Origin of the sequence: Burkholderia cenocepacia, assembly GCF_014211915.1 — a bacterium.
GTDB lineage: Bacteria > Pseudomonadota > Gammaproteobacteria > Burkholderiales > Burkholderiaceae > Burkholderia > Burkholderia orbicola.
The window spans coordinates 813,868-840,562 of sequence record NZ_CP060041.1; the positions used below are offsets into that span (position 1 = coordinate 813,868).

Consider the following 26,695-nt stretch of genomic DNA (forward strand, 5'->3'; position numbering starts at 1 on the left):
CGAAACGCCCGGCGCACGCGTCGCCGCGCATCCCGCTCAACCGACGACCCGCCGCATGAAACCTGATCAACCCGACCTCCTTTCCCGTCATGCGACCGATCTCGGCCTGCTGTTCCTGCGCGTCGCCGCCAGCGTGCTGTTGCTCGTGGTGCACGGCTTGCCGAAGATCGTGCATTACACGGCCGAAGCCGCGGCCATCGAAGATCCGTTCCATCTCGGCCGCACGCTGTCGATCCTGTTCGCGATCTTCGCGGAGGTCGTGTGCCCGGTCTTCATGATCGTCGGTCTGTACCCGAGGCTGGCGGCGCTGCCGGTGATGATCGTCACGCTCGTCGCGCTGGTGTTCGTCCACCCCGACTGGCCGCTGCGCGATGCGCAGTTCGCGTGGATGCTGCTGATCCTGTTCGGCACGATCGCGATCGCGGGCGCCGGCCGCTACGTGTTGCCGCTGCCGGGCGTCATGCGCCGGCGCGCCTAGCCGCAGCCAGCGCGTCGGCGACCCGCACGCCATGTGCCCGACGATTCCGTCCGCGCGGCGACGTACGTGCTGCCGCGCCCATCCTTTTGCGCGCCGCGCGTGCGTTCCGACATGTTGAATTTCTCCGATACGGCGCTCTACGGCGCGCCGATCGTGCTGGTCGATCTCGCCGCGTGGCGGCTGGTCGGGCGCGATCGCGCCGTGGCGCGCGCCATCCGGCGCTGTGCGGCGTTCGCCGCGCTGAGCGCGGTGCTGTTCGCGACCGGCGTGAGCCCGCTCGCCGTGCCCGCATCGCTCGGCGGGCTCGACCGGATCGCGGTTCAGGCCATCTGCATCGCGTGGTGGCTCCAGTGCGCGATCGTGTTCAGTCTGCTGCTCAATCATCTGCTGCTGCCGCATGCGTGGCGCAACCAGCGGCTGTTTCACGACCTCGCCGAAGCCATCGTGTTCGGCGCGGCCGCGGTGGCCGCGCTCGGCTACGTGCTCGGCCTGCCGTTGAGCGGCCTGGTCGCGACCTCCGGCGCCGTGGCGGTGATACTCGGCCTCGCGCTCCAGAACACGCTGAACGACGTGTTCTCCGGGCTCGTGCTGAATACCACGCAACCGTTCCGGCTCGACGATACGGTCTCGATCGGCGAACTCGAAGGGCGCATCGTCGAGAGCAACTGGCGTGCGACGAAGCTGATCGACAGCCTCGGCAACCTGGTCGTCGTGCCGAACAGCACCGCGGCGCGCGCGACGATCGTGAATCTCAGCGAACCCGCGGGCCTGCACGGCGTGACGCTCGCGCTCGACCTCGATCCCGCGGTGCGGCCGGCGGTGGCCGTCGGTGCGCTGGAGCGGGCCGCGGCGAGTTCGCTCGACGTGCTCGCGCGCCCCGCGCCGATCGCCGTCGTGAAGGCGTTCCGCGCGAATGCGATCCAGTACGAACTCGTCTGCTACGTCGACGCGCTGCAGAAGAAGATCACCGTGCGCAACGCGCTCTACGATCTCGCGCATCGGCATCTGGCCGCGGCGGGCGTCGCGTGGCGACCGCTAGCAGGCTCAGCGCCGGCGTCCGTATCGACTTCGCCAGGGCAGTCGGTATCGCGTCGGCTACTGCTGTTGCGCGCGGTCGAATTGTTCGAGCGCGTGGACGACGACGATCTGGCCGTGCTGGCCGATGCGCTGGTCGCGCGTTCGTTCGGCAAGGGCGACGTGATCTATGCGTCGAATGCGGAATCGCGCGTGCTGACGATCGTCGAATCGGGCGTCGCGGCGGTGTTCGTGCCGGGCGCGTCCGGCGACGTCGAAGTCCGGCGGATGGCGCCGGGCGATGCGATCGGGCAGTCCGTCGTGCTCGCCGGCACGCGGCTTCATGCGACCGTTCACGCGGTCACCGCGATGACCGTGCATCAGCTTCGCAGCGAGGATCTGTCGGCATTGATCGCGAGGAAGCCGGCGCTGGGCCGGCTGATGTGCGAGTCGCTCACCGACCATATCGCGACCGAGGAACGGATGATGATTCCGCCGGTCGAGAAGGCGCACGCGGGGTTCAGCCTGATCGGGTGGCTCGAGAAGGAAATGAAGCGGCTGCACGATTCGCTCGGCTGACGTGCGACCGGATCGCGAGGGGCGCCGGCATGCCGTGAAACGCGCGCGTCAGTCCGGCGTCGTGAAACGATCGACGAGATCGGGCTGGTCGAGTTGCTCGACCCACCAGTGCAGCGCGCGGCCCGCCTCGTCGCCGCGCCACGCGAGATAGCAGTGCGTGGTATCGCGCATGCCGGTCACCTGGCGCGCGACGAGCTTGCCGTCGGCGATCGCGCGCGCCGCGATGCATTCGGGCAGCGTGCCGACCGCGAGCCCTTCGCATTGCGCTTCCAGCTTCGCGGCCAGCGTCGGTACCGCGAGATACGGCTGGCCCGCATCGATCGCGACCGACTGCGGCTGCAGTTCGCGCGACGTATCGCTGATCACCGCGCCGCGATACTGGACGACCGACGCCATCGCCAGCGGTTCGGGCAGCGCCGCGAGCGGATGGGACGGCGCGACCGCGAACACGTGTTTCAGCGAGCCGATCGGCCGTGCGACGATGCCCGGCAATTCCGGCGGTTCGCCCGCCGCGCCGACGACGAGATCCGCCCGCCGCGAAATCAGCGCATCCCACGCGCCGCCGAGCACTTCCGTCGACAGCCGCAACCGCGTGTCCATCCCGAGCGCGTAGAACCGGTGGACGTACGGCCACAGCGCGTCGAACGGCAGGATTTCGTCGATACAGACGCGGACTTCCGTTTCCCAGCCCTGTTGCGCGCGCAGCGCCTTCATTTCGAGCTGCTCGGCGGCACGCAGCAGGCGCCGGCCTTCCTCGACGACGATGCGGCCCGCATGCGTGAGCTTCGCGCGCCGTCCGCTGCGGTCGAACAGCGCCACGCCGAGATCGCTTTCGAGTTTCTGCACCAGGTAGGTGAGCGCGGACGGGACACGATGCAGCAGTTCCGCTGCTTCGGCAAAGGTGCCGGTGCGGTCGATCGCGTCCAGGGCTTCGAGCGCTTCGAATGACAGCTTCATCGAAAATTCCGGTAGGGGGTGGCTGGCGCATCATACCAGTGCGGGGTGCAGCGCGAGCAGCGTGCGTCGCCGCGATTTGCTAGAGTGATAAGCCTCGTTCATTCAGCTTCCCGCCTCGCCCCATGAGCGCCCCTCAGCCGGATACCGCATCGTCCGATTTCATCCCCGCCGACGTCAGGCAGACCGTCGTCACGCAAGCGTTGCCGAACGGGCAAATCGGTATCGTCCGGCTGAAGACCTTGCGCAGGAACATGGGGCTGACCGCGCCCTATGAACTCGAGAATACGGATCTGATCGTGCTGCAGTTGCACCCGTTCGGCGAGCAGGATCTGTGGCTCGACGGCCGCCCCGCACCGTTCGTTCCGTATGACGCGGGAACCGTGTCGATCTACGATCTCGACCGTCGCTGGGTGGCCGATCTCCAGGGCGCGTTCGACTGCCTGCATTTCCATCTGCCGCGCCACACGCTCGAGGAAACGGTCGACGACCTCGGCGGCCGGCAGCGGCCGCAGCTTTATCTGCCGCCGCATCTGAGCACCCACGATTCGGTCATCCATGCGCTCGGACACGCGCTGCTGCCCGCGCTGGCCCGGCCCGCTGAAGCGTCGCAGATCTTCATCGATCACGTGGGGCTGGCGTTTCAGGCGCACGTCGCGCATCGTTACGGCGGCGTCGGCGAGCGGCGGGAAAGGTCGGACGGCAAGCTCACGCCGTCGCAGGCGCGCCGCGCGAAGGAGTTGCTGCTCGCGCACCTCGACGGCAACATCGGTCTGGCCGACGTGGCGAGCGCGTGCGGGCTGTCTCGCGGCCATTTCGTCAAGGCGTTTCATCGAACGACCGGGCTGCCGCCGCATCGCTGGCTCATCGTGCAGCGCGTCGAACGGGCAAAGGAATGGATGCGCGACCCGAACATGCCGTTGAGCATGATCGCCGTTGCGTGCGGCTTCGCCGATCAGAGCCATTTCTCGCGCACCTTCACGCGCTTGACCGGCGTCACGCCTCGCCGGTGGCGCGCGGACCATACGTGAGCGTCGCGATGCGGATGCGGAGCACGGCATGACAAACGCGGCGACGTGCAGGCACGCAACTTGCGCACCGGCACGGGCCGCATCACTTGGGAGGTCTTCATGAAACGACGCTGGCCGCGACAACCGATGCTCGCGATAGGTGTGTTCGCAACGTTCGGGCTGCACGCAGCCGTTGCATCGGCGGCGCCCGAAGTCTCGATCAGCCGAGCCGATTACGGGACGACCGCGACCGGGCAGGCGGTGAGCCAGTACACGCTCGCGAACCGGCGCGGCGTGACGCTGAAAGTCATCACGTACGGCGGTATCGTGACCGCGCTCGACGTGCCCGACCGCACCGGGCACGCGGCCGACATCGTGCTCGGCTTCGATTCGCTGCGCGACTACGAGGCGCACAACGGCAACATCCATTTCGGCGCGCTGATCGGCCGGTATGCGAACCGCATCGCGGGCGGGCGCTTCGCGCTCGACGGCAAGACGTGGAAGCTGCCGGTCAACGACGGGCCGAACACGCTGCACGGCGGCCCCGACAGTTTCGACGCGAAGGTCTGGACGGTCACCGGCACGCACAGCGACGCGACCGGTTCGGGCGTCACGCTGCGCTACGTGAGCCCCGACGGCGAGAACGGCTTCCCCGGCACGTTGACGACGGACGTGACCTATACGCTGACCCGCGACAACCAGATCCGCATCGACTACCGGGCCACGACGGACAAGGATACGGTCGTCAACCTGACCAACCACAGCTACTTCAATCTGGCCGGGCAGGCGGGCGGCAGCGTCGAGCGGCAACTCATCGAGATCGCCGCATCGCGCTTCACGCCAACGGACGATACGTCGATTCCGACCGGGCAACTGGCGAGCGTTGCGGGCACGCCGATGGACCTGCGCCAGCTGACGCCGATCGGCGCGCATTTGCGCGATGCGTATCCGCAGCTCGCGATCGCGCATGGCTACGACCAGAACTGGGTGCTCGACCAGGGCGGCCAGCCGGCGCCGGCGTTCGCCGCGCGTGCCTACGACCCGGCGTCGGGGCGTTTCCTCGAGCTGTACACGACGCAGCCGGGGCTGCAGTTCTATACGGCCAACGGGTTGAACGGCAGCGTCGCGGGCAAGGGCGGCACGGTCTACCGGCAAACCGATGCATTCGCGCTGGAAGCCGAGCATTTTCCCGATTCGCCGAATCATCCGGCCTTCCCGTCGACGGCGCTCAAGCCGGGCGAGACGCTGCACGAAGTGACGGTGTGGCGGGTGGGCGCGCGATGAGCGGCGGCGTCGGCGGGCGCGCGTCGATCACACGTTGATCGCGCCGCGCCCGAGTTCGATCACGCGCCCGCCGACGCCGATTTTGCCCGCTGCATCGACCGACAAGTGCAGCAGGCAGGGCCGGCCGACGGCTTCGCCCTGTTCGACCCGAAACGCGGCCGGCAGATCGTGACTGGCCGCAAGCAGCCAGCCGCCCAGGTTCGCACAGGCCGAACCGGTGCCCGGATCTTCCGCCACGCCGCCGCCTTGCTTCACGAAGAAGTAGCGGGACACGACCGTCCCCGGGCGCGCGTCGTCGAATGCGAATACGTACGCGGTCCTGCGGCCGAGGCTGCTTGGCGGCCAGATGTCGACGCGCGCGCCGTCGGGCCGCGCGCGCCGCACGGCGGCCGGGTCCTTGAGCGCGACCAGCAACTGGTCGGCACCGGTATTGACCCACAGCGGCGGCGCGAGCAGATCGTCCTCGGCGAGCCCGAGCAGGGCCGCGACCTGCGCATCGGGCAACGCGCATGGCGCGGTGTTCGGCATGCCGGCGTGCGGCGCGATGAAGGTCCACACGTCGTCGCGCGCGGTGACGTCGACGACGCCGGCCTTGAATTCGAGCGACAGCGCATCGCCTGCCTCGAGCAGATCGCGCACGACGTGCGCGGTGCCGAGCGTCGGATGGCCCGCGAAAGCCATCTCGTAGCCGGGCGTGAAGATCCGCACGCGCGCGTGCCCGCGATCGGACGGCAGTACGAAGGTCGTCTCCGACAGATTGAACTGCACGGCCAGCGCCTGCATGGTCGCGTCGTCCATGCCGCGCGCATCGTCGAACACGCACAGCGGATTGCCGCCGAACGTCGATTCGGCGAAGACGTTCAGCAGGCGAAAGGTGTATTGGGTCATCGATATCTCGTCGAGGTCAGCCCTGCTTGTCGGGCGGCGCAAGCATCGCCTGCATGTCGGGATGCTTCAGCACTTTCCGGTATTCCGCCGGACCCATTGCGTCGATCAGTACGCGGCCGCTCACGTCGGCCTTGATGTACTCGACCGCGAGCAGCGCGATGACCGGATTGGTCGTCAGCGTCGCCAGGTCGGGCGACTGATCGCCGAATTCCGCGACCACTGCCTCGGTGTCGTCCGCGACCGCGACGGCCAGCCGCCTTCCGGAGAGCCGAAGTCTCGCGCTGGCGCCGCATTTGGCCATGTCGTAGTGACGCGGCCCGTCGAGTGTGCGCGTGCCGTAGATCGCCACGTGCGTATCGACGCCGCGCGCCGCGGCCGCTTCGAGCAGCGGCCCGAGATCGTCGATCTCTTCGTCCCAGACGCCCGCGAAGATTTCCGTTTTCGCGTGGTCGATCACGCGCGCGAAGGCGCTGACGATCGCCTCCCGCCCGCTCAGCGACCAGACCAGCCCCGGCTCTTGCCGCACCGGCAGCCGGTCGAGCGCGCCCGCCGCCAGTTCGAGATCCGCGTTGAAGCGCGTGCGCAATTCTTCGAGCAGCGAGCGGTGCGGCACGGCGGCATAGCGGACCGGTTCGGAGCGGTTGACGAGCACCGCGCCGCGCGCCTCCAGGCGGCCGAGCGTCTCGTAGACCTTCGATGGCGGCATGCCGGCGCGCCGGCCGACTTCCGCCCCCGTCAGCGCGGCTTGGCCGACGAGCGCCGCGTACGCCTGCGCCTCGTATTGCGTAAAGCCAAGCCGGATCAGGGACGTGATCAGTTCCGCGTTTTCGTTCATGTGGGTGGACTCGGATGGCCGTGATCAGCATCACGGCGGTGCTTGATTAACTACCGGAGTAGTATAGAATCGATCTCACTTACTACCGAAGTAGTAAGTGAGATTTCCAAACCTTGCCAAGGAGGATCATCAAGATGCGTCAACGGATCAGTACCGGCTCCCCGTGGGAGCCCAAGGTGGGCTATTCGCGGGCCGTGGTCGTCGACAACACGATCTACGTGTCGGGGACGGCCGGTAAAGGCGACGACGTGTATGCGCAGACGCGCGATGCGTTGGCGACGCTCGGCAAGGTCCTCGCGGACAGCGGATTCGCGCTGTCGGATGTCGTCCAGAGCCGGCTGGTGGTCGCCGACTTCGACCATTGGGAAGACGCGGCACGTGCGCATGGCGAGATATACGGCGAGATCCGGCCGGCGTTCTCGCTGGTCCATGCGTTGCCGTTCGTCGATCCCGAGATTCGCGTCGAGGTCGAGGCGATCGCGGTCCGGACCGTCGCATGACGGTCGCCGGCCCGCACGCATTCCTGTCCCGCACCGCGATCGCGATGCTCGCGCTCGCGGCGGGCGTCGCGATCGCCAACGGCTATGCGCTGCAGCCGTCGCTGTCGGCCATTGCCGGCAGCTTCGGCGTGCCAGCCGCGCGGATGGCGACGCTCGCGTCCGTGACGATGCTCGGCTATCTGGCCGGCCTGGCGCTGCTGGTTCCGCTGGTCGACCGGTTCGGTCCGCGCACGCTCGTTTCGGCGCAAATGGGCGTGCTCGCGGCGTTGCTCGCGTGCGCGTCGCTGTCGTCGACGCCGCTCGCGCTCGACGCCTGCTTCCTGTTGGTGGGGGCGGCCACGACGGTCGCGGCGCAATGCAGCGCGGTCGTCGGCAAGCATGCGGAGCCGCAGCGGCGTGGCGGAGCAATGGGGATGGTGTCCGCGGGCATTTCCGCCGGCATCCTGCTGAGCCGTTTCGTCGGCGGTGCGTTGTCGCAATGGTGCGGGTGGCGCGGTGCGCTGCTCGCCTTGGCCGGTTGCGTGGCGCTGGCGGCTGTCGGCAGTGGCGTGCTGTTGCCTGGCGGTCGCCCCGAACGGCGTTCCGGCCACACTGCCACGATCGGCGCGATTCCGCGGCTGCTGCGCGACAGCGCCGCATTGAGGCGCCGCACCTGCGCCGGCATGCTGTGGTTCTTCGCGTTCAATCTGGTGTGGGTAGGGCTGGCGATCCGTCTGGCCGCGCCGCCGTACAACCTGGGAGCGGCCGAGATCGGCGCATACAGTCTCGCCGGCGTGCTCGGCCTCGGCGTGACGCGCGTGGCCGGCAAGCTCACGGATCGCTTCGGCGATCGAGCGGTGATCGGCGGCGGACTCGCCGTGGCGGCGCTTGCCACGTTACTGCTTGGTGTTGCGCTCGGTCATCCGGGCTGGCTGGGCGTCGGGCTGGCCGTGTTCGATGCCGGTTGTTTTGCCGCGCAGGTCGCGAACCAGGCCCGGGTCGTGGCGATTCAGCCCGCGCGGGCCGGTGCGTTGAACGCCGCGTACCTGACGCTGTACTACGCAGCCGGTGCGGGCGGCGCCGTGGCGGCAGGCATGCTCGTCGAACGGCTCGGGTGGGGCGCGATGATGCTCGTCGCGGCCGGTGCGGTGACGGCGGCCGCGTGGATCGGGGCATCCCGTGCGACGGTCGGTGCCGCGGGCGAACCGATGTCGGCCGGTTGAGCCGAGGAAATTGTCGTGTTCCCGTTTGCCGCGCTGGTGGATCGGATTTGCCGCGGCAAGACGCGGACGGCGAACGTGCGGGCGGTTGGTATTGGGCCGATCAGCCGCAGGACATCTGGGGCGTGACCGCGTTCATCCTGAAGTCGCTGGCCGGCCTCGCGCTCGATGCCGCGCGATGAACGCGTGCGTCGCGCGCCCGGTTCGGCGCACGTCAATGACGTCAATGCGACGACACGAACACCGCATCGTCGAACGCCTGCGGAATCGCGAAGCTCGCGCGCATGCGCTGCGTTTCCTTCGCCGGCGTCAAGCCGAACAGGCGCTTGAATTCCCGGCTGAACTGCGACGGGCTCGTATAGCCGACCGCGTAGCCGGCCGCTTCCGCCGTCAGGTCCTGACGCACCATCAACAGCCGCGCCTGATGCAGGCGCGTCGACTTCAGGTACTGCATCGGCGACACCTGCGTGATCGCCTTGAAGTGACTGTGAAAGCTCGGCACGCTCATGCCGGCTTCGTCGGCCAGTTGCGACACGTCGAGCGGCCGTGCGTAATCGGTATGAATCACGCGCAACGAGCGCCCGATCCGGCCGAATTGCCCGCGCATCGCCAGTGCGCTGCGCATCGCGTTGCCCTGCGCGCCGGTCAGCACGCGGAAATACAGCTCGCGAAGCAGCGCCGGGCCGAGCACCGCGGCATCGAGCGGCCGGTGCATCGCCTCGACGAAACGCAGTACCGACGCATGCATCGCCTGATCCATCGGCGTCGACATCATGCTCTTCGGCGCCTGCACGGTTTCCGCGACGCCGGCTCGGTCGATCTGCGCGGCGAGTTCGGCGGCCAGCGTGAAATCGAGGTGCAGGTACAGCGCGAGCAGCGGGCGCTCGGGCGTCGCGTCGGTTTCCATGCTGAACGGCACGGGCACGGAGACGGCCAGGTAATGGTGCTCGTCGTACAAATAGCGCTCGCCGCCGAAGTACCCGCGCTTCGATCCCTGGCACACGATCACGATGCCCGGGTCGTACAGCACCGGCGTGCGCGACAGCGCGCGGTTCGAGCGCAGGATGCGCACGCTCGGCAGCGCGGTCAGGTTGTAGCCCTCGTCGGGCGCCAGCGTGCGCAGCAGCGTCACGAGGCGCTTCCGGTCGCGAGACGACAGCAACGAAGCTCGGTTGGAGCCGGGCGTAGTGCTCATAGTTTTGTGCAAGAAAATCAGTGGAATCGGGCTTATTCGGCGTCGTTCGTCAGACTAGTATGCATGCTCCAATCGACATTCGGGAGAGGCTCACATGGCATCCGGCAACATCATGCTCATCACCGGCGTCAGCAGCGGGTTCGGCCGCGCGCTGGCCCAGGAAGCGCTGGCCGCCGGTCACACGGTGGTCGGTACGGTGCGCGGCGCGCAGGCGGCGCGCGACTTCGAAGCGTTGTCCCCGCAGGCGGCCGTCGCGCGCGTGCTCGACGTGACCGAGTTCGAGCGCATCGACGGCGTCGTCGCCGACATCGAGGCGAACGTCGGGCCCGTCGACGTGCTGGTGAACAACGCGGGTTACGGGCACGAAGGGATCATGGAGGAGGCGCCGCTCGACGAGATGCGCCGGCAGTTCGACGTGAACGTGTTCGGCGCGGTCGCGATGATGAAGGCCGTCGTGCCGTTCATGCGCGAACGCCGGCGCGGCCGCATCCTGAACATCACGTCGATGGGCGGGCACATCACGATGCCGGGCATCGCGTACTACTGCGGCAGCAAGTTCGCGCTGGAGGGCATTTCCGAGACGCTCGGCAAGGAGCTCGAACCGTTCGGCATCGCGGTGACGGCCGTCGCGCCGGGTTCGTTCCGCACCGACTGGGCCGGCCGCTCGATGGCGCGCACGCCGCGCTCGATCGCCGACTACGATGCGTTGTTCGATCCGATCCGCCGCGCGCGGGAGGAGAAAAGCGGCAAGCAGCCGGGCGACCCCGCGAAGGCCGCGCGGGCGATGCTCGCCGTGATCGCGGCGGACCATCCGCCCGCGCATCTGCTGCTCGGCAGCGACGCGCTGCGGCTCGTGCGGAACAAGCTGGCGGCGCTGGACGACGAAATCCGCGCATGGGAGGCCGTGACGGTGTCGACGGACGGCTGACGGCTGACGCGCGCGGCGTCGTTCGTTTCCTGCCGGTGGATGATCGGCCATCGCATTGCACGATGGCGTCGTGGTTTCACAATAAAGCCGATAATGGCAGCGGCCCGTTCGCCACGTTCATCCACCTCACAGGAGTACCGCGATGCCATACGTCACCACGAAGGACAACGTCGAGATTTTCTACAAGGATTGGGGTCCGAAAGACGCGCAGCCCATCGTGTTCCACCACGGCTGGCCGCTGTCCAGCGACGACTGGGATGCGCAACTGCTGTTCTTCGTCCAGCACGGCTATCGCGTGGTCGCGCACGACCGGCGCGGCCATGGGCGTTCGGCGCAGGTCTGGGACGGCCACGACATGGATCATTACGCCGCCGACGCGTTCGCGGTCGTCGAAGCGCTCGACCTGCGCAATGCGGTGCATATCGGTCACTCGACCGGCGGCGGCGAAGTGGCGCGCTACGTCGCGAAGCACGGCGAGCCGGCCGGCCGCGTCGCGAAGGCCGTGCTGGTCAGCGCGGTGCCGCCGCTGATGCTGAAAACCGATTCGAACCCCGAAGGCTTGCCGCTCGAGGTGTTCGACGGCTTCCGCAAGGCGCTCGCCGACAATCGCGCGCAGTTCTTCCTCGACGTGCCGAGCGGCCCGTTCTACGGCTTCAATCGCGAAGGTGCGACCGTGCACCAGGGCGTGATCCGCAACTGGTGGCGGCAGGGGATGGAAGGCAGCGCGAAGGCGCATTACGACGGCATCAAGGCGTTTTCGGAAACGGACCAGACCGAGGACTTGAAGTCGATCTCCGTCCCGACGCTCGTGCTGCATGGCGAAGACGATCAGATCGTACCGATCGCGGATGCCGCGCTGAAATCGGTCAAGCTGCTGAAGAACGGCACGCTGAAAACGTACCCGGGCTATTCGCACGGGATGCTGACGGTCAATGCCGACGTGCTCAACGCCGACCTGCTCGCGTTCGTGCGGGGCTGACGGTGTCGGCGCCGGCCCGCCGCGGCGGGCGGCGCCATGATCGAAGGCAGGCGATCCGGCCGCGCGTGGAAAAGGACGGATCGCCCGCCGAGCTGCTTCACCCCAAATCGACGAAGCGAACGCCCGGATGCGCGAGACGCGGCATCCGGCCGGCCAGGAACGCGTGCAACTCGCGTACCTGCGCGGCCTTGGCGGAATCTTCCGGCCATACGAGGTAGTACGCATCGCCAGTGCTCACGGCCGTCTTGAACGGCAGCACGAGCTGCTTCTCGTCGATCGCCGTCGCGCACAGCGCGAGGTCGCCGATCGACATCCCGTGGCCGGCGATGGCCGCCGCGATGCCCTGTTCGAGCATGTCGAACACCTGCCCGCGCGTGATGTCCACATTCAGGTCGTGACCGCTGCCGTTGAGCCAGCGGCGCCAGTCGCGCCGGTCGGGTGACGGGTGGATCAGCTCGCACGCGGCGGGATTCGCGCGCGCGACTGCGGCGGTGGCCCGCGAGCACACCGGAATCAGCCATTCGTCGAACAGCTTCACGCAATGCGTGCTTTCGCCGAACTTGCCTGTACCGAGCAGGATCGCGCAATCGTAGGATTCGCTGAAAAAATCGACGGTGTCGACATCCATCCACACGCTCGCGATCTGTACCTCGAACGCCGGCCGCGTGCCGCGAAACGCGGCCAGCGCGTCGAGCAGCCAGCGCATCGTCAGCGTGGACGGCGCCTTGAGCCGCAGCACGTCGCGCTGCGTGCGGAACAGCATGCATGCTTCCTCGACCTGCCGGAACCCGCGCCTGAGCCCGGCCGCGAAGATGTGGGCTTCCGCCGTCACGGTCATCCTGGGCCCGTGCCGGACGAACAGCTTCCGGCCGAAGTAGGCCTCCAGTGTCTTCACGTGCTTGCTGACCGCGCTTTGCGTCAGGCTCAGTTCCTCGGCGGCCAGCGTGAACGAGCCGTTGCGCGCGGCGCTCTCGAACGCGCGCAGCGCATAGACGGGGGGAAGCGGTTTGGCCTTCATCGGTTTCGAGTATGAACAAGACTCATGTCATCAGGCAGGATTTTCCGTTTTCGATCGACAGGCCGGGCGCGTGATACTGCTCGTCACCATGTTTTCCGCCACATCGTGGCCCCCATGATGCCACCGTGACGGGCACGCCTGTCGACTCATCGAACAACTTTTTGTCATGACACTCCATTATCCGCTGCTGTTTGCCTATCTGGCCGCGATCGTGCTGCTCATCGCGACGCCCGGCCCGGTCGTCATGCTCGTCACGGGCACGGTTGCGCGGCGCGGGTTCCGTCAGGGCGTGCTGACCGCGGTGGGTGCGAATGCCGCGAGCCTCGTGCTGATCGCGGGCGCGATGCTGATGGTGTTCGGCGTCGTGATGGTCAGCGCTCGCCTGCTTGTGGGGCTGCACGTCGCGGGTTGCCTGTTCATCGCGGTGCTCGCGATCCGGACGCTGGTCGGCGAATGGCGCGCCGGTCGCGGGCGCAGTGGCGATGGCACGGCGGCGGGCGAACCGGCGTCACGGCCGCGCGGGTTGCCCGGCGTCGTGCGCGGCTTCCTCGTCGGCATCGCGAATCCGAAGGATCTGCTGTTCTTCGTCGCGTTCTTTCCGCAGTTCGTCGGCATCACGCCCGATTCGCGCGTGAGCCTCGCGATCCTCGCCGCGTTGTGGATCGCGGTCGATTTCACGATCATGACCGGCTACATGGCCGCGATCAACCATCCGGCGATTCATCGGAAGCAGCGGTGGATCTCGGCGTCGTCGGCGCTTGCGCTGCTCGCGATTGCGCTCGCCGGGCTCGGCGGCACGATCGCGGGCGTCGCGTAGCGTGTCGGCGATGGGCGTTACGCGTCGCTGGCGCCGCGTTGGCGCCCGCTAATCGTTGCGCAGGAACACGACGTAGCCGCGGAACCACGGATTCGACGCGAGATACGGCGGCGCGTCCCACTCGCCGCCCTGGATCACGCCGATGCGAAACGGTAATTGCAGCCGCGCGACGCGCGGCAGGTAGGCCGCGTAGTCGGGGATTGTCCGGCGGCCCTGGTAGGTCTGCACGACCACCTCGTCGACGATGCCCTTGAGCGCGTTGACCTGGTCGGTATCGATGCGGCTGCTCCAGTCGAGCAGCCCCGTGATGCTGAGCCGGCAATCGGCGGGCAAGGTTTCGCGCAGCGTGCGCAGGAATCCGAGGTAATCCTGCAGGTGGCGCGTGCCTGCATCGAAATCGATCTGGATGCCGGCGATCGTGCGGCCCGATGCACGCCAGCGCGCGAGCTGCGCGAGCATGATCTGCGTGACGCGCGGCGTCCAGCGCAGCGTATGCGCACGATAGACGAGCCACACGCGCGCGTCGGGCGCGGGCGGCAGCGCGACGCCCTGCGCGATCACGCGCACCTGCGACTCGTCCCGCGGCGACGCTTCGATCTGCCCTTGCAGCACGTAGACGAGGCGCGCACCGTGCACGACCGCCTGCGGCTTCACGCCGGCCCAGAGCCAGAATGCGTCGTACCGCGCGGCGTCGACGGTGCCGCCCAGCGCGACGCGCGCGGCCAGCAGCAGCGCGACGCACGCGATGCGCTTCATGCGGTGCTTACCAGTAGTAGCGGAGCTTCTGCGCCCACGGGCTGCCCGGATAGACGGTCTTCAGCGTGTCGAACCAGCGCTTGCGCGTGCTCTTCGGCACCTCCTTGCCGCCGCATTCGTTGGAGCCGCCCGGCGCGTAGCACTTGATCGCGCGATAGAACGCGTACGCGCGGTCGTTCGGGTTCGCCTGCGTATCGGCCATCACCGTCACGTAGCTCGACATCCGTTCGTACGGCTTGCCCGCGAACTGCGACGGCGCCGCGCCGAGCGTCGGCGGCACGCGCGTGGCGGCCGTGCTCGACGCGTTGCGGACCCACGACGGCACCGGATCGGTTTCGAGGCCGTACGCGGGCGGATGAAGGCGCACGAAATCGGCGAGGCAGTTGAGCCCTTTCGGGTCGGCGGGATTCTGCTGCAGCGTCGCGGCGATGTCGCGCGCCGACAGGCACGTGTAGCCGTCCTCGTTTTTCGCGGCGGCTGCGACGAACGGCTTCAACGGATCGGCGGGCGCGCCGGGCACCAGTGCGGTATCGGCGATGAAATCCGCGTAGTGCGAACGCGTGAGCTCCTTGTACAGCAGCGTGTACAGCGCGGTATCGCGCAGCGCGCCGCTCGTCGCCTGATTCTGCGCCTGCGCGCGCAGCAGCTCGGCATTGGCCGCGCGCTGCAGCAACACCGCGCGGATCGCGACGTTCCGTACGAGCGAATCGTCGGCGAACGCGTCGTTGACGAGCCCGGCCTGCTCCAGGTTGATCGCGAGCGCGAGTTCCAGCATTTCGCGCTGGAAGCGGAACGTCGCGAGCGGGATCAGGTCGCGCCACAGCTGGCGGGCCTTGTCGTTCTGGCCGCTGTCCTCCAGCGCGAACCCGCGCAGCGCCTGCTGGCTCAGCCCGAAGTAGTCGAGTGGCGCAGCGGGCGTTTGCGGCAGCAGGTCGAGGGCGGCGTCCGGCTTGTGCCCGATCTGCACGTACCAGGTCGCGAGCAGGTAGTCGTACAGCGCTGGCGCGTTCGCGAAGCGCGGCTTCTGCGCCTGCAGCTCGTCCAGCGTCATCGGCTTGCGGTTCGCATCGCTGCTGTCCGACGCGCGCATGCGCAGCAGGTCGACGGTGGCGAGCACGGTCGGCGACTGGATCTGGCTGGCGTCGAATTCGGAGCCGAACAGCAGCTTGCTGTCGAGTTCGTTCGCCAGTTGCATCAGCGGCACGTTCGACGTCGCCGGCGACCAGCGCGCGAGCGCATGGCCGTACAGGTCGGCCTGCTGCGTGACGTTCCCGCCGAGCCACGCGACCCGTCGCAGCAGCCCGCTCGCGGACACCGCATAGCGTCCCTTCGGATACACCTTCAGGTAGGTCCGGAACACCGTGTTCGCCGCGTCGAGCGACACTTTCGTCACGCGTGCGCGCGTCGGCGTCGGGCTGTCGTTGTCGAATACGTTGGCCTGCGCGGCGTTCAACTGCGCGCGGCCGGCCATGTAGAGGCCGGTTTCCTTCAGCCACGGGTCCGCGCTGTGCGATGCGTTCGCGAACGCGCGGGTCGCGGTGAGGAAGTCGGCGCGGTAGAACGCGTTCGTGCCGTCGAGGTACGCGGCGAACTGCTGGCCGAGCGGCGACTTGACCGGCGGCTTCGTCCACGCGGCGCTCGCGCTGCCCGCGGCACAGGTCTTCTGCGCGATGTCGGCGCGCGCCGCGCGCAGGCGCGCGGCTTCGTCGGCGGGCAGGCCGCCGGCGCCCCCAGCGCGTCGTTGAACGCGTCCGCGCCCGCGCTCATGCTGCGGCAGATGCTGCCTTCGCCGTCGGCATACCGGTTCGACGACGCATCGGCATCCGCTGCGCCGCCGCTCTTGTCGGGCTCCTTCTGGCCGATGTAGATCCATCCGGAGAAATCCATCGGGAACGGCACGACGATCTGGTTGATCCGGTCTTTCGCCGGGATGGTCTTCGGGTCCGGAAACACCTGCGCGACCTTGGCACTGTCGACCATCATCAGCATCGCGTTGATGCGCGTGTCGTTGGCGGGCGTCAGCATCGGCACGTTGCCGCACGAGTAGGAGGTCTGCCGGAGCGTGTTCGGCACGTAGCAGCCGTCGTCTCCGCTGGCGTGGGCGGCGGACGTCCAGAGCAGGCTGGCCGCCAGCGCGGCGAACAGGTTTCGGTTCAGCGTCGGGTTTCTTCGCATTTTTCTTGTGCCGGGTAGGGGGCCGCGACGGCCGGTTCTCTCAGGGGGTGTTTTGCCCCGGCGCGTATCGTACCTCACGGGGCGTGACGGCCGGCGGTGCGCAGGGCCGCCAGCCGCGCCGCGGGCCGGCCCCGCGAAACGGAAATCCACTCAGTGTGGACGCAACGCCACCTTGAATCCGGATCGCTTGAATTAAGATGCAGCCGGCAGCGGCGGACGTCCGACGATAGACGACCTGACGGGGGCCGCACTGCACGACGGGGGAGGTCTGCCGAAAGCGGCGTTCGCATCGATCCGCGCGACGGAATCGATCATGAGAGGGAGGCGAACGGATGCCGTTTTCCATGCCTGTTCAGTAGCATTACTTAACAATTTTAAGGGCGACACGATACGTCGTGTCGGCCAACGGCAGACGAGAGTGCGCCGGACAATGAAAACAAGAGGATTCCGATGAAACCCATTACATGGATGGTCATGGCGGCCGCGCTCGCGCTGACCGCATGCGGCGGCGACGATGTCGCGCCGAACGGCGGCGCGTCGTCATCGTCGTCGACGCCGACGAATCCCGGTTCGCCGTCCGGCTCGACGTCGCCCGGGGGCGGAACGAGCGGCGGGTCGAACGGCAGCCCGACCGGCGGCGGCACCGCGCAGCCGCAGGCCGGCTGGTCGACCGCCGCCGCGGTCGACGGCAAGGGGCCGGAGGGCGCTCCCAGCGTGACGATCGACGCGAGCGGCAATGCGCTCGCCACCTGGATGACCAACGGCCCGACCGGCGCGAACGGCAACGAGATGTGGGGCGCGCGCTATGCCGCAGGTTCGGGCTGGAGCACCGCGACGCGGCTCGACACGGGCGACGGCTCGCATTCGATGAACACGACGAGTTCGAGCCCGTCGCGTGTGGTCGGCAACGCGAGCGGGCAGGCCGTCGCGTTCTGGACCGAATGGATGCCGGGCCCGAACACGTATGCGCTGTGGGCGCGCCCGTACAGCCCGGCCGGCGGCTGGGGCACGGCGTTCGAAGTCGCGCCGGACGTGACGGGGTCGACCTATTCGGCCGGGATCGACGGCCAGGGCAATGCGCTCGTCGCGTGGACCCAGTCGATCAGCCTGCTCGACACGCGTATCGCATGGACGCGCTACACGCAGGCCGGCCAGTGGTCGCCGACGGCGCTGATCCAGATGCCGGTGCAAACCGGGCCGGGCGCGGTGACCGGCAACACCGACAACGTGGGGCCGATGATCTCGGTGCTGTCGTCCGGCCGGGCCGTGCTCGCGTGGCGGCAGACCAACCATACGCACTCGGCGCTGTGGACGGCCACCTACGACGCCGCCAACGGCTGGACCGACGTCAACCAGGCCGTGTCGAACACGAGCCTGTTCACGACGATCATCTCGCCGGTGGCCGGCATGGACGCGAAGGGCAACATTACGCTGCTCTGGGGGCAGCTCGACGTGACGGGCGGGCACATCACTACCACCACGATGTCGCAACGCTACGTGTCCGGCACCGGGTGGCAGCCGTCGCAACCAGTCGCGCCCGCGATCGTCGAGTCGACCGGTTTCATCGCGACGCCGATGCTGGCCGTCAACGAAAACGGCGTGGCCGCCGCGATGTGGGCGGAAGGCGGCGCGGCGCTGCAGGTGAGCGTGTCCGATGCCAGCGGCAACTGGGGGCCGTTGCAGCGGCTGACGGAGCACCTGAACGGCGCGGCCAACCAGTACCCGCCGCTCGTGGTCGATGCGGGCGGCAGCGTGACGGCCGCATGGCAGGACACGGGCTTGCCGGGCGGCTCGGCGGTGATCGCCGCCAGCTACCGGAAGGGCGCGTGGAGCGCGTCGACGGTGGCGCCGCAGAGCGCGTCGTGGCCCGCGCTGGCCGTCAACGCGACGGGGGCGATGGCGCTGCTCTGGCAATCGTATGTCGCGACGATCGGCAGCCAGATCCAGGCCAGTTTTTATACGCCGGGCACGTAAGCGCCTCGTATTGGGGAAATCGAAGGAGAAACCATGAAGCAAACCTTGTATTGCACCGCCCGGACCGCGCTGGCCGTCACCGTCGCCGGCCTCGTGCTCGCCGCGTGCGGCTCGACGCAGATGAACATGGTCGACGTCCAGACGTCGACCGCGAAGACGCTCGGGCTCGCGTCGTCGGACGAGATCACGATCGCCAACGTCCAGTACGGGAAGAAGGACGGGCTGGGCGGCCAGAAGGTGAGTTACGACGCGACGACCGGCAAGGGGCGGCGTTTCGGCTGTACGGTGTTTATGATTCCAGGGCTCACGCCGATCGATCGGCCGACGTACAACAACTGGGAATGCCATCCGCAACGGTGATGGCCGCGATGACGACCACGCCCGGCGTCGGGCGTTGGTCGATCGCTTAGGGGGACGATGCACCGCGTGGGCCTTGCGCCGACGCAGTTTGGTCCGATAATTGACGAACCGTTTCTTCCTGACCCGCCGGTTCGATAAAAAAACTGTCATGGATCAAGCCGCATTTGTCCCTGTTTTCAGGTTCCGCACGACCGACTATCCCGAGCCGGACCGGTTCCACGTCTGGGTCAAGGACATGCTGTGCGACTACCGGCTCGACGACGACGGCGGCCACGGCCCGTGCGACGCGGAAGCAACCGGCGCGGCGCTCGGCCCGCTGATCTTGTCCGGCCGGCACTGGCACTCGCGCGCGCCGACCTATACGGTGCGCCGCACGCCGCGGCGAATCCGGCTCGACGGACAGGATTCGATCCGCTTCACGCTGCTGCTCGGCGGGCGGCTGGCGAGCCATACCGGCGGGCCAGAATTGATCAAGGGCGCCGGCGACCTGTTCGTCTACGACGTCGCGCAGATCAACGACTGCAAGGTCGAGGCCGGCGACGTGATCAGCCTCGTCGTACCCCGCTATCTGCTGCCGCCCCATGCAGCCCAGGCGCACGGCCAGACGCTGACGAGCGGCGTGGGCCGGCTGGTCGCCGACCAGATGCTGTCGCTGTTCCGGAACCTGCCGAACCTGCGCATGCAGGACGTGCCGAGCATCGTTCAATCGATGCTGTTGCTGCTGGCCGCGGCGGTGTCGCCGAGCGCGCAGGCGTTGAACGACGCGCGCGGCCCGATCGACCATGCGCTGGTCGATCGCGTGCGTCGCTACATCGACCTGCATTTGCTGGAGCCGGACCTCACGCCCGAACGGATCTGCCGCGACATCGGCGTGTCGCGGGCGCGGCTCTATCAGTTGTTCAAGGAAGAGGGCGGCGTGATGCGGCAGATCACGCGGCGGCGCTTGCGTCACGCGTATCACGTGCTCGGCGATCCGCAGCGCCGGCATCAGCGCATCGCGGAAATCGCGTGGGCGCACGGCTTTCCCGACGAGAAATATTTTCACCGGTTGTTCAAGGCGGAATTCGGCCACACGCCGAAGGAGACGCGCGAGTGCGCGGCCGCGCCGATCCTGCTGCCGTGCGGTGCGGCCGATGCGCGCTGGGGCGACGGCGGCCGGCTGGCGGGATGGACGCTGCCGTTCGGGGTGCTCACCAACTGAGCGGGCCGCGCGTGAGCATCGCGCGGTGAACGCGCGCTAGCGCATCACGCACAGACGCTGCTGGCGATGCCTCCATCGTCCATCTCGTCGAGCGCGGCGCGCAAGTCGTCGATGGCCACCATCAGTTCGCGCACCTGCCGCAACGACGGGTACTGATGCAGCACGGCTTGCCATTGCGGCAGGGTCAACAGCGCGTGCCAGATGACGCCGAGGCCGTCCGGATCGGCATCCGGCCGTTGCGCGAGCGCGCTCGCGTATTCGAGGCTCGCCTGTGCGGACAGCAACTGCATCCGGCTTGCGGCGCCCAGCAGGCGCGGCGTCGTGTCCGCGGACGCGTCGCAGCAATACAGCACTTCGCGTGGCAGCGCCGCTTCGTCGGTCGTCAATGCGTGCAGCGATGCGCCATGCACGTGCACCGTGCCCTGATGCGTCTCGAATGCATAGACCGTGTCGGGCGCGGCCTGCGCGAGCAGGTTCAGGCCGCGCAGCAGCCGCGGCAGATCGGTCGTCGCCGCGTCCGCGGAGGCCTTCGCTTCGACCAGGAAGCGCACGTTCCACGCGGACGCCGGGTCGCTGCCGCGCGCGCGTTCGAGCAGGATCGCATCCCATTCGGTTTTCGCGCGATCGTGCCGGCCCGGGATCGACGAAGGCACGCGCATCGACGTGACCACGCGATAAGTGCGTTGCGCGTCCACCGCGTCGAGCCTGTGCGCCAGTGCGTCGAGCGCCTGGGCCGCCAGCGCCTCGACGGCCGCGCCGCGCTGCTGGGACGCGGCGCCCTGCGCGACGGCGACCGTGCTGCCGACGAGCGGCCCCTGACGGACCCACAGCGCGCGGTAGCGACGGACGTCCTCGTCCGCGGCCAGCGCATCGAGCCGCAGCATGCGTTCGAGCGCCGGGCTGTCCTTGAGCCTGACGATGTCCTGCTCGAACGCCGCGTCGGTCGCCATCTCGGGCAGCGCGAGCAGGTGCGCGAGCGCCGCATGCAGCTCGGCCCACGCCGCCGCGGTCGCGGCCGCATGCAGGCGTGCGAGCCCGTCGCGTTGCCATGCCAGTGCGCTGCGCTCGAGCTTGGCCGGATGCGCGATCGCGTTGACGGCCGAGTAGAGCGCACGCCGGTCCTGCTCCGCGTGCGCGGACAACGATGCGTATTCGCGCACGTTCGGCGCATCGTGGCGCAGCACCGATGCCTGAAACGACGGATCGCCGGATGACGGGTCCATCGCGTCGCGGATCATCCGCGCGAGCGCATCGATGAAGCGCTGCCGCAAATCCGCGTCGGGCGTCTGGCCGTCCGCCCGCATCCTGCGCGCTTCCTCGATCACGATCGCCAGCGCGGTGGCCGGGTGCGTCGCGTCGGTCAGCGACGACGCACGCTCGAGCGGCGGCAACCGGTAACGGCGCGCGACGGTGCGCAGGGTGGTGTCGAGCAGGGCGGGAAGCGGTGTCAGCGACATGGCGAATTGGGCGGGAAAGAGACGTGGACCGTTACGCCGTCAACGTCACCGACAGGCTGCCGAGTTCGCCGAAGCGCACCGTCAGCACGTCGCCGAGTGGCACCTCGATCGCGCCCGCGTACGAGCCCGTCGTCACGATCTGGCCGGCGCGCACCGCATCGCCGCGCGACGCGAGGTAATTGACGAGCCACACCAGCGGCTTGAGCGGATCGCCGTCCGGATGGCGGCCGTCGATCGTGCGGTTCAGCGCGCCTTCGAACGATAGCGCCAGCGTCTCGAGCGGCACGTTCAATCCGTCGGGCACGACCGGGCCGACGCACAGCCCCTGGTTGAATTGCCCGTCGGCCAGCAGCTCGAACTTCGACGCGCGCGCCGGCTCCGCATAGCGGCAGCCGAGGACTTCGAGCACGATGCGCACCTCGCGGATCGCGGCGCGCACGTCGCCTTCGTCATACGGCTGCTCGCGTGCCGGCAGGTCACGATCGAGCACGAACGCGATTTCCGGTTCGATGCGCACGATCGGCCCGCCGACGACGCGGTACGGCGCATCGGCTTCGCGGATCGTCGACGCGAAGATCGGCGCGAGGATCACGCGATCGGGCGGCGGCAGCGCGCATTTCCAGCCGCCGACGGGTTCGCCGAGCAGGTCGGCGACGCGCTGCTGGATCGCGAGCGCGGTTTCGATGTCGTCGGGGCGCAGTGCATCGGGCAACAGCGGGCCGGGCGAGCCGGCATGGCGGGCGGCGACGAGATGCTGGGCGGCGCCGTCCACGCGTTCGGTAGTCGTTGTCATGTCGGTTGAGCGAATTGAAAGTGGGGCCGGCAAAAAAGGGCCGGACGAAAGTCGCATGGTCGATGATAGCGCCTTCGGCGCGATGGCCGCTCGAAAGGGCCTCGGCGCCCGCATTGCCGGCCCGGCTCGCGGCCGTGCCGAAAACGCAAAGCTCCCCCCTTCCCGTCGCGCCGTTTTGCCGCACGCGCGGCCGCCACCGGGCTTGATCGCTATCAATATCCGAACCCGCCGCCGGCCGATGATAGAGGCATGGCCGCGCACAACAAAGCGCGCTGCCATGCAAAAACTCACCCCAGCGAGGTTCGCATGTACGAGAAGATCATGGTGGCGGTCGACGGCAGCGCTTCGTCGAAACAGGCGCTTGCCGAAGCCGTGAAGGTGGCGCTGGCGGGCGATACGCACGTCAGCGTCGTGTATGTGGTCGACAAGTCGGTGCTGTTCACGTACGCCGGCCGTCTCGATCCGCACGCGCTCGTCGAGGAAATTCGCGACGACGGGCGCAAGGTGCTGCGCGAAGCCGAACAGATCATCGCGCTGGCCGGCGCGAAGGGCGAAGCCGAACTCGTCGAGACCGAGAGCATCGGCGAGGACATCGCGGAACGCCTGCAACGCTACGTGAAGGAGCGCGGGATCGATCTCGCGGTGGTCGGCACGCACGGGCGGCGCGGCATCCGGCGCGTGCTGCTCGGCAGCGTCGCCGAGCGTTTCGTGCGCGGCTCGAAGTGCCCGGTGCTGCTGATTCGCGGCGACGATGCCGACGAGTCGGCCGCCGCGGCCGCGGCATGACGCGGTGCGCGCGATGATACGCCGCCAGTACCGCATCGTCGTCGCGGCGCTCGCCGTGTTCGTGTCGCTCGCCGGGATGATGGCCGTCGTGACGGGCCTGCTGTTCGATGCCGCGACGGCGCTGCGCGGCGGCACCATCGCGTTGATCGTCGGCGTCGCCGGCTTCGTCGTGATGCTGAACCCGGGGCCGAAAGGCGAGGAGTGACGCGGTCGGGCGAGGCGGCGGCGCACGTCGGGCGTCGGTTTCGCGACGATCGGCGACAACCGTTGCGCCGCCGGGATTGCGCGTGGTCGCTTGCCGTCGCCTGCGTCTTCGTGCGGTCCTGCCCGATGGGGATATCGGCCGCTTCGACGTTGCCGCCCGCTCGGCGCTTCTGTCAAACTGGCGCCCATGAAACCGCGCCTCGCTTCACCGCCTTCCTCCGATTCCGCGCCTGCGCCCGCAGGCTTTCCCGACGCCGACGAACTGGCCGCGCTGCGTGCGTGGTACGCGGGCATGACCGTGCGCCAGGCCGTCGAACGTTACCTGCCCGACCGGCTCGGCGGCGGGCGGTCGGCGCGCGGCGTGATCGGCGCGATTCGCCGTCGCCTCGTGCGCGTCGCGCGGCAGGTTGGCCGCCCCGACCTCGCGGAACGGCTCGGCCACGCGGACGGTGAGCGTTTGCGGGAGGCGAAAGCGGCCGCCGACGCGATCGGCCTGCTGCGCCATGCGCGCGCGCCGGTGCCGCAGATCAGCGACGACGTCGGCCTGTGGTTGCCGGCACGCGCGGTCGTGGCACTGCGTGCGCACGGGATCGCGACGCTCGCCGACCTGACGGTGCGGATTCCGCGCCGGCGCCAGTGGTGGCGCGCGATCGCGGGCCTCGGCATGGCCAGCGCGCGGCGCATCGAGGCATTCTTCGCCGCGCATCCGGACCTGACCGAACGGGCGCGCGCGCTGATCGCCGCGACGCCGCGCGGCAGCATCGTGCCGTGGGAGCACCTGAAGCTGCCGCACGAAGTCGACGGCTCGGCCGGCACGTTCCGCGCGCCGCGCGCGACCAGCACGCTCGACGCGGACAACGATTACGCGGCCGTGCACGCGTGGCTGTCGCTGCACGAATCGGCCGCGACGCGGCGCGCATACCGCAAGGAGGCCGAGCGGCTGATCCTGTGGGCGATCGTCGAGCGCGGCCGCGCGCTGTCGTCGCTGACCACCGAGGATGCGCTCGCGTATCGCGCGTTCATCCGCCGCCCGACGCCGCACGAACGCTGGGTCGGGCCCGTGCGGCCGCGCGGTGCGCCCGACTGGCGGCCGTTCTCCGGTGCGTTGTCCGCGCGGTCGGCGGCGTACACGCTGTCGGTGCTCGGCGCGCTGTTCCGCTGGCTGATCGAGCAGCGCTATGTGCTCGCGAATCCGTTCGCGGGCGTGAAGGTACGCGACACGCGCGGCGCGAGCGCGCTCGACACGTCGCACGCGTTCACCGAAGGCGAGTGGCTGCTGGTCCGCACGATCGCCGACGGGCTCGAGTTCGGCAAGCGCCCGGTCAAGGGCGCACCGCAGTCGGGCTGGACGCCGGCCGCCGCGCAACGGCTGCGCTTCATTCTCGATTTCGGCTATGCAACCGGGCTGCGCGCGAGCGAACTGGTCGGCGCGACGCTCGGTGACATCGAGACGGATGCGCACGGCGACGCGTGGCTGAAGGTGATCGGCAAGGGCGGCAAGGCGGCCCGCGTCGCGTTGCCGCCGCTGGCGCGCACGGCGCTCGATCGCTATCTGGTCGCGCGCCGGTTGCCGGTCACGCCGGCGCGCTGGCGGCCCGATACGCCGCTGATTCCGCGCGTCGCGGAAGACGACGCGACCGCGATCACGAGCGTGCGGCTGTGGAAGGTGATGCAGCGTTTCTTCGCGCAGACGGCCGACGCCGTCGAAGCCGACCACCCGGCGCTCGCGCACAAGCTGCGCCAGGCGAGCCCGCACTGGATGCGGCATACGCATGCGACCCACGCGCTGGCGCGCGGCGCGGAGCTGACGACGGTGCGCGACAACCTGCGGCATGCATCGATCTCGACGACGTCGATCTATCTGCATGGCGACGACGTGAAGCGGGCGCGGCAGATGTCGAGCGCGTTCGGTATCGACAAATGAGTTGAACGGCGCGGCGTCGACGCGGGTCAGACGATGTTTCGATCCCGGAGAATCGCATGGCATCGAGCCAGGGCACGGTCGATTTCATCGTCGAGCAGATCGCGGCGGCCGGTACGGTATCGGCGCGCAAGATGTTCGGCGAATACGGTATCTATTGCGACGGCAGGATGGTAGCGCTCGTCTGCGACGACCGGCTGTTCGTCAAGCCGACGCCCGAAGGCCGCGCGTATCTCGGCGCGTGCGACGAAGCCCCGCCGTATCCGGGCGCGAAGCCGCATCTCGTCATCGCCGGCGATCGCTGGGACGATCGCGAATGGCTCGCGACGCTGATCCGGCTCACCGCCGCGCAATTGCCGCTGCCGGTGAAGCGCGGCCGATGACGGTCCTGCTGCATGCGACGTCACGCCCGCAGCGGCAGGCGTATTCTGTGACACATGCGCGCGACCATCGTGCGCCACGGAGTAAACACATGGAGACATCCGGACCTTCACGCGGCACGCGGCATGCGCGCCGCGTCTGGCACGCGCTCGTCGCGACCCTGTGCGTGGGCTGGAGCGCGCTGTCGTTCGGCGCGGAGGGCGCGAACGGCGCGGCCGCGCTGCTCGACCGTTACCGCAGCCTCGGCGCGCAACTGAAGGACAATGCGTTTCACCGGCCGGTGGTCCTCGAATCGTCGGAGGCATCGTCGTCGCTGAAGGGCGACATCTATGCGGTCGTCGATTATCCGTTCGCGGTCGTGAACGGCCAGCTCAACGATCCCGCGCAAGGCCCCGCGAACTGGTGCGCGGTGCTGATCCTGCACCTGAACACGAAGTACTGTCACGCGTCGAGCGGCGGCAACGGCGCGGTGCTCGACGTGAACCTCGGCCGCAAGATCGAGCAGAAGCTGTCGGACACCTATCGCGTGCAGTTCCGCTATCGCGTGGCGGCCGCGACGCCCGACTATTTCCAGGTGGACCTGACCGCCGACAGCGGCCCGATGGGTACGAAGGATTACCGGATCGCGCTGGAGGCCGTGCCGGTCGGCGCGTCGCGCACGTTCCTGCATCTCACGTATTCGTATGGCTTCGGCACGGTCGGCCGGATGGCGATGAAGACCTACCTCGCGACGGTCGGCAGCGACAAGGTCGGGTTCACGAACGTCGGCGCGGCCGCGCAGCCGCAGTACGTCGGCGGCGTGCGCGGGCTGCTGGAGCGCAACACGATGCGCTACTACCTCGCGATCGACACGTATCTCGCGACGCTCGACAAGCCGGTCGACCAGCGCCTCGCGCGCTGGTTCGACGCGACCGAGCAGTATCCGCAGCAACTGCACGAAGTGGAGCGCGGCGCGTATCTGCAGATGAAAGCGCAGGAGGTGCAGCGGCAGCAGACGGCGCGATAGGCG

Annotated in this window: 26 protein-coding genes and 1 pseudogene; 18 read left to right on the plus strand and 9 right to left on the minus strand. The window is 68.6% G+C overall.

The features are described from left to right. Positions 1–55 precede the first annotated feature (55 nt). The gene (locus SY91_RS32820; RefSeq protein WP_023475980.1) at positions 56–478 is read left to right on the plus strand and encodes a DoxX family protein; all 423 of its coding nucleotides are present in this window, start codon (positions 56–58) and stop codon (positions 476–478) included. A gap of 111 nt (positions 479–589) precedes the next feature. After that, entirely contained in the window at positions 590–2,071 is a 1,482-nt protein-coding gene (locus SY91_RS32825; RefSeq protein WP_023475979.1) for a mechanosensitive ion channel family protein, read from the plus strand. A gap of 48 nt (positions 2,072–2,119) precedes the next feature. On the opposite strand, the gene SY91_RS32830 is transcribed toward SY91_RS32825, so the two are convergent. Further along, positions 2,120–3,028 (minus strand): LysR family transcriptional regulator, encoded by a 909-nt coding sequence (locus tag SY91_RS32830; protein WP_006481353.1) that lies wholly within the window; start codon positions 3,026–3,028, stop codon positions 2,120–2,122. Between the two features lie 122 nt (positions 3,029–3,150). Between SY91_RS32830 and SY91_RS32835 the strand changes: the two genes are divergently transcribed. Both SY91_RS32835 and SY91_RS32840 read left to right on the plus strand, forming a co-directional pair. Next, a complete protein-coding gene (locus SY91_RS32835; RefSeq protein ID WP_011545657.1) occupies positions 3,151–4,056 on the plus strand; it encodes a helix-turn-helix transcriptional regulator in 906 nt (301 codons plus the stop codon). A 99-nt stretch (positions 4,057–4,155) separates the two neighbouring features. Continuing rightward, the gene (locus SY91_RS32840) at positions 4,156–5,319 is read left to right on the plus strand and encodes an aldose epimerase family protein (protein ID WP_043887423.1); all 1,164 of its coding nucleotides are present in this window, start codon (positions 4,156–4,158) and stop codon (positions 5,317–5,319) included. Positions 5,320–5,346: 27 nt separating this feature from the next. On the opposite strand, the gene SY91_RS32845 is transcribed toward SY91_RS32840, so the two are convergent. Both SY91_RS32845 and SY91_RS32850 read right to left on the minus strand, forming a co-directional pair. Next, a complete protein-coding gene (locus SY91_RS32845) occupies positions 5,347–6,207 on the minus strand; it encodes a PhzF family phenazine biosynthesis protein (RefSeq protein ID WP_023475975.1) in 861 nt (286 codons plus the stop codon). Between the two features lie 16 nt (positions 6,208–6,223). After that, the gene (locus SY91_RS32850; RefSeq protein WP_006481350.1) at positions 6,224–7,042 is read right to left on the minus strand and encodes a TrmB family transcriptional regulator; all 819 of its coding nucleotides are present in this window, start codon (positions 7,040–7,042) and stop codon (positions 6,224–6,226) included. Positions 7,043–7,176: 134 nt separating this feature from the next. On the opposite strand from SY91_RS32850, the gene SY91_RS32855 reads away from it, so the two are divergent. Genes SY91_RS32855 through SY91_RS32865 form a run of 3 tightly spaced genes read left to right on the plus strand, consistent with a single transcriptional unit; the run spans position 7,177 to position 8,923 of the window. Beyond that, the gene (locus SY91_RS32855) at positions 7,177–7,542 is read left to right on the plus strand and encodes a RidA family protein (RefSeq protein ID WP_006481349.1); all 366 of its coding nucleotides are present in this window, start codon (positions 7,177–7,179) and stop codon (positions 7,540–7,542) included. Continuing rightward, entirely contained in the window at positions 7,539–8,744 is a 1,206-nt protein-coding gene (locus SY91_RS32860) for an MFS transporter (RefSeq protein ID WP_023475973.1), read from the plus strand. Before SY91_RS32855 ends, SY91_RS32860 begins: the two co-directional genes overlap by 4 nt. 47 nt (positions 8,745–8,791) lie before the next feature. Further along, the gene (locus SY91_RS32865; RefSeq protein WP_023475972.1) at positions 8,792–8,923 is read left to right on the plus strand and encodes a hypothetical protein; all 132 of its coding nucleotides are present in this window, start codon (positions 8,792–8,794) and stop codon (positions 8,921–8,923) included. Between the two features lie 41 nt (positions 8,924–8,964). Here SY91_RS32865 and SY91_RS32870 read toward each other — a convergent pair whose 3' ends face one another. Next, positions 8,965–9,936 (minus strand): AraC family transcriptional regulator, encoded by a 972-nt coding sequence (locus tag SY91_RS32870; protein ID WP_043887422.1) that lies wholly within the window; start codon positions 9,934–9,936, stop codon positions 8,965–8,967. Positions 9,937–10,030: 94 nt separating this feature from the next. On the opposite strand from SY91_RS32870, the gene SY91_RS32875 reads away from it, so the two are divergent. Both SY91_RS32875 and SY91_RS32880 read left to right on the plus strand, forming a co-directional pair. Beyond that, positions 10,031–10,864: an oxidoreductase gene (locus SY91_RS32875; RefSeq protein ID WP_006481346.1), complete on the plus strand. Its 834-nt coding sequence runs from the start codon at positions 10,031–10,033 to the stop codon at positions 10,862–10,864. A gap of 142 nt (positions 10,865–11,006) precedes the next feature. Further along, positions 11,007–11,843, plus strand: coding sequence for an alpha/beta fold hydrolase (locus SY91_RS32880; protein ID WP_006481345.1), 837 nt, complete (start codon positions 11,007–11,009; stop codon positions 11,841–11,843). Positions 11,844–11,940: 97 nt separating this feature from the next. Here SY91_RS32880 and SY91_RS32885 read toward each other — a convergent pair whose 3' ends face one another. Then, a complete protein-coding gene (locus SY91_RS32885) occupies positions 11,941–12,861 on the minus strand; it encodes a LysR substrate-binding domain-containing protein (RefSeq protein WP_023475970.1) in 921 nt (306 codons plus the stop codon). Positions 12,862–13,027: 166 nt separating this feature from the next. On the opposite strand from SY91_RS32885, the gene SY91_RS32890 reads away from it, so the two are divergent. Continuing rightward, positions 13,028–13,678 carry a LysE family translocator gene (locus SY91_RS32890; RefSeq protein WP_006481343.1) on the plus strand — a complete coding sequence of 217 codons (651 nt, stop codon included), beginning with the start codon at positions 13,028–13,030 and terminating at the stop codon, positions 13,676–13,678. Positions 13,679–13,726: 48 nt separating this feature from the next. On the opposite strand, the gene SY91_RS32895 is transcribed toward SY91_RS32890, so the two are convergent. Together SY91_RS32895 and SY91_RS32900 are read right to left on the minus strand one after the other, a co-directional pair. Next, positions 13,727–14,434 carry a DUF3142 domain-containing protein gene (locus SY91_RS32895; protein WP_043887420.1) on the minus strand — a complete coding sequence of 236 codons (708 nt, stop codon included), beginning with the start codon at positions 14,432–14,434 and terminating at the stop codon, positions 13,727–13,729. A 7-nt stretch (positions 14,435–14,441) separates the two neighbouring features. After that, a pseudogene (locus SY91_RS32900) lies at positions 14,442–16,609 on the minus strand (hypothetical protein). A 450-nt stretch (positions 16,610–17,059) separates the two neighbouring features. Between SY91_RS32900 and SY91_RS32905 the strand changes: the two are divergent. From SY91_RS32905 to SY91_RS32915, 3 genes are all read left to right on the plus strand, one after another. Further along, complete coding sequence (locus tag SY91_RS32905) at positions 17,060–18,583, plus strand: hypothetical protein (protein WP_043887418.1); 1,524 nt, start codon at positions 17,060–17,062, stop codon at positions 18,581–18,583. Positions 18,584–18,616: 33 nt separating this feature from the next. After that, entirely contained in the window at positions 18,617–18,943 is a 327-nt protein-coding gene (locus tag SY91_RS32910; protein ID WP_006481339.1) for a hypothetical protein, read from the plus strand. Between the two features lie 148 nt (positions 18,944–19,091). Continuing rightward, a complete protein-coding gene (locus SY91_RS32915) occupies positions 19,092–20,144 on the plus strand; it encodes an AraC family transcriptional regulator (RefSeq protein ID WP_043887417.1) in 1,053 nt (350 codons plus the stop codon). Between the two features lie 44 nt (positions 20,145–20,188). On the opposite strand, the gene SY91_RS32920 is transcribed toward SY91_RS32915, so the two are convergent. Beyond that, complete coding sequence (locus SY91_RS32920; protein WP_023475965.1) at positions 20,189–21,601, minus strand: hypothetical protein; 1,413 nt, start codon at positions 21,599–21,601, stop codon at positions 20,189–20,191. A 31-nt stretch (positions 21,602–21,632) separates the two neighbouring features. Beyond that, on the minus strand, positions 21,633–22,394 hold the full coding sequence (locus SY91_RS32925) for a 2-keto-4-pentenoate hydratase (protein ID WP_006481336.1): 762 nt from the start codon (positions 22,392–22,394) through the stop codon (positions 21,633–21,635). Between the two features lie 306 nt (positions 22,395–22,700). Here SY91_RS32925 and SY91_RS32930 point away from each other — a divergent pair, with 306 nt between their 5' ends. The 5 genes from SY91_RS32930 to SY91_RS32950 all read left to right on the plus strand — a co-directional run bounded on the left by SY91_RS32930 (position 22,701) and on the right by SY91_RS32950 (position 26,692). Continuing rightward, positions 22,701–23,180: a universal stress protein gene (locus tag SY91_RS32930; RefSeq protein WP_011545640.1), complete on the plus strand. Its 480-nt coding sequence runs from the start codon at positions 22,701–22,703 to the stop codon at positions 23,178–23,180. Positions 23,181–23,193: 13 nt separating this feature from the next. Further along, positions 23,194–23,385: a DUF2964 family protein gene (locus SY91_RS32935; RefSeq protein WP_023475963.1), complete on the plus strand. Its 192-nt coding sequence runs from the start codon at positions 23,194–23,196 to the stop codon at positions 23,383–23,385. A 186-nt stretch (positions 23,386–23,571) separates the two neighbouring features. Further along, on the plus strand, positions 23,572–25,308 hold the full coding sequence (locus SY91_RS32940) for a site-specific integrase (RefSeq protein WP_023475962.1): 1,737 nt from the start codon (positions 23,572–23,574) through the stop codon (positions 25,306–25,308). Between the two features lie 56 nt (positions 25,309–25,364). Continuing rightward, positions 25,365–25,688, plus strand: coding sequence for a TfoX/Sxy family protein (locus SY91_RS32945; RefSeq protein WP_006481332.1), 324 nt, complete (start codon positions 25,365–25,367; stop codon positions 25,686–25,688). 89 nt (positions 25,689–25,777) lie between these two features. Next, positions 25,778–26,692: a hypothetical protein gene (locus SY91_RS32950; protein ID WP_006481331.1), complete on the plus strand. Its 915-nt coding sequence runs from the start codon at positions 25,778–25,780 to the stop codon at positions 26,690–26,692. The last annotated feature ends 3 nt before the right edge of the window (positions 26,693–26,695 follow it).

Excerpts from the sequence above, each read along its gene's own strand:
- SY91_RS32820 (WP_023475980.1), top strand. The coding sequence starts at position 56 with ATGAAACCTGATCAACCCGACCTCCTTTCCCGTCATGCGACCGATCTC.
- SY91_RS32825 (WP_023475979.1), top strand. The coding sequence starts at position 590 with ATGTTGAATTTCTCCGATACGGCGCTCTACGGCGCGCCGATCGTGCTG.
- SY91_RS32830 (WP_006481353.1), bottom strand. The coding sequence starts at position 3,028 with ATGAAGCTGTCATTCGAAGCGCTCGAAGCCCTGGACGCGATCGACCGC.
- SY91_RS32835 (WP_011545657.1), top strand. The coding sequence starts at position 3,151 with ATGAGCGCCCCTCAGCCGGATACCGCATCGTCCGATTTCATCCCCGCC.
- SY91_RS32840 (WP_043887423.1), top strand. The coding sequence starts at position 4,156 with ATGAAACGACGCTGGCCGCGACAACCGATGCTCGCGATAGGTGTGTTC.
- SY91_RS32845 (WP_023475975.1), bottom strand. The coding sequence starts at position 6,207 with ATGACCCAATACACCTTTCGCCTGCTGAACGTCTTCGCCGAATCGACG.
- SY91_RS32850 (WP_006481350.1), bottom strand. The coding sequence starts at position 7,042 with ATGAACGAAAACGCGGAACTGATCACGTCCCTGATCCGGCTTGGCTTT.
- SY91_RS32855 (WP_006481349.1), top strand. The coding sequence starts at position 7,177 with ATGCGTCAACGGATCAGTACCGGCTCCCCGTGGGAGCCCAAGGTGGGC.
- SY91_RS32860 (WP_023475973.1), top strand. The coding sequence starts at position 7,539 with ATGACGGTCGCCGGCCCGCACGCATTCCTGTCCCGCACCGCGATCGCG.
- SY91_RS32870 (WP_043887422.1), bottom strand. The coding sequence starts at position 9,936 with ATGAGCACTACGCCCGGCTCCAACCGAGCTTCGTTGCTGTCGTCTCGC.
- SY91_RS32875 (WP_006481346.1), top strand. The coding sequence starts at position 10,031 with ATGGCATCCGGCAACATCATGCTCATCACCGGCGTCAGCAGCGGGTTC.
- SY91_RS32880 (WP_006481345.1), top strand. The coding sequence starts at position 11,007 with ATGCCATACGTCACCACGAAGGACAACGTCGAGATTTTCTACAAGGAT.
- SY91_RS32885 (WP_023475970.1), bottom strand. The coding sequence starts at position 12,861 with ATGAAGGCCAAACCGCTTCCCCCCGTCTATGCGCTGCGCGCGTTCGAG.
- SY91_RS32890 (WP_006481343.1), top strand. The coding sequence starts at position 13,028 with ATGACACTCCATTATCCGCTGCTGTTTGCCTATCTGGCCGCGATCGTG.
- SY91_RS32895 (WP_043887420.1), bottom strand. The coding sequence starts at position 14,434 with ATGAAGCGCATCGCGTGCGTCGCGCTGCTGCTGGCCGCGCGCGTCGCG.
- SY91_RS32905 (WP_043887418.1), top strand. The coding sequence starts at position 17,060 with ATGAAACCCATTACATGGATGGTCATGGCGGCCGCGCTCGCGCTGACC.
- SY91_RS32910 (WP_006481339.1), top strand. The coding sequence starts at position 18,617 with ATGAAGCAAACCTTGTATTGCACCGCCCGGACCGCGCTGGCCGTCACC.
- SY91_RS32915 (WP_043887417.1), top strand. The coding sequence starts at position 19,092 with ATGGATCAAGCCGCATTTGTCCCTGTTTTCAGGTTCCGCACGACCGAC.
- SY91_RS32920 (WP_023475965.1), bottom strand. The coding sequence starts at position 21,601 with ATGTCGCTGACACCGCTTCCCGCCCTGCTCGACACCACCCTGCGCACC.
- SY91_RS32925 (WP_006481336.1), bottom strand. The coding sequence starts at position 22,394 with ATGACAACGACTACCGAACGCGTGGACGGCGCCGCCCAGCATCTCGTC.
- SY91_RS32930 (WP_011545640.1), top strand. The coding sequence starts at position 22,701 with ATGTACGAGAAGATCATGGTGGCGGTCGACGGCAGCGCTTCGTCGAAA.
- SY91_RS32935 (WP_023475963.1), top strand. The coding sequence starts at position 23,194 with ATGATACGCCGCCAGTACCGCATCGTCGTCGCGGCGCTCGCCGTGTTC.
- SY91_RS32940 (WP_023475962.1), top strand. The coding sequence starts at position 23,572 with ATGAAACCGCGCCTCGCTTCACCGCCTTCCTCCGATTCCGCGCCTGCG.
- SY91_RS32945 (WP_006481332.1), top strand. The coding sequence starts at position 25,365 with ATGGCATCGAGCCAGGGCACGGTCGATTTCATCGTCGAGCAGATCGCG.
- SY91_RS32950 (WP_006481331.1), top strand. The coding sequence starts at position 25,778 with ATGGAGACATCCGGACCTTCACGCGGCACGCGGCATGCGCGCCGCGTC.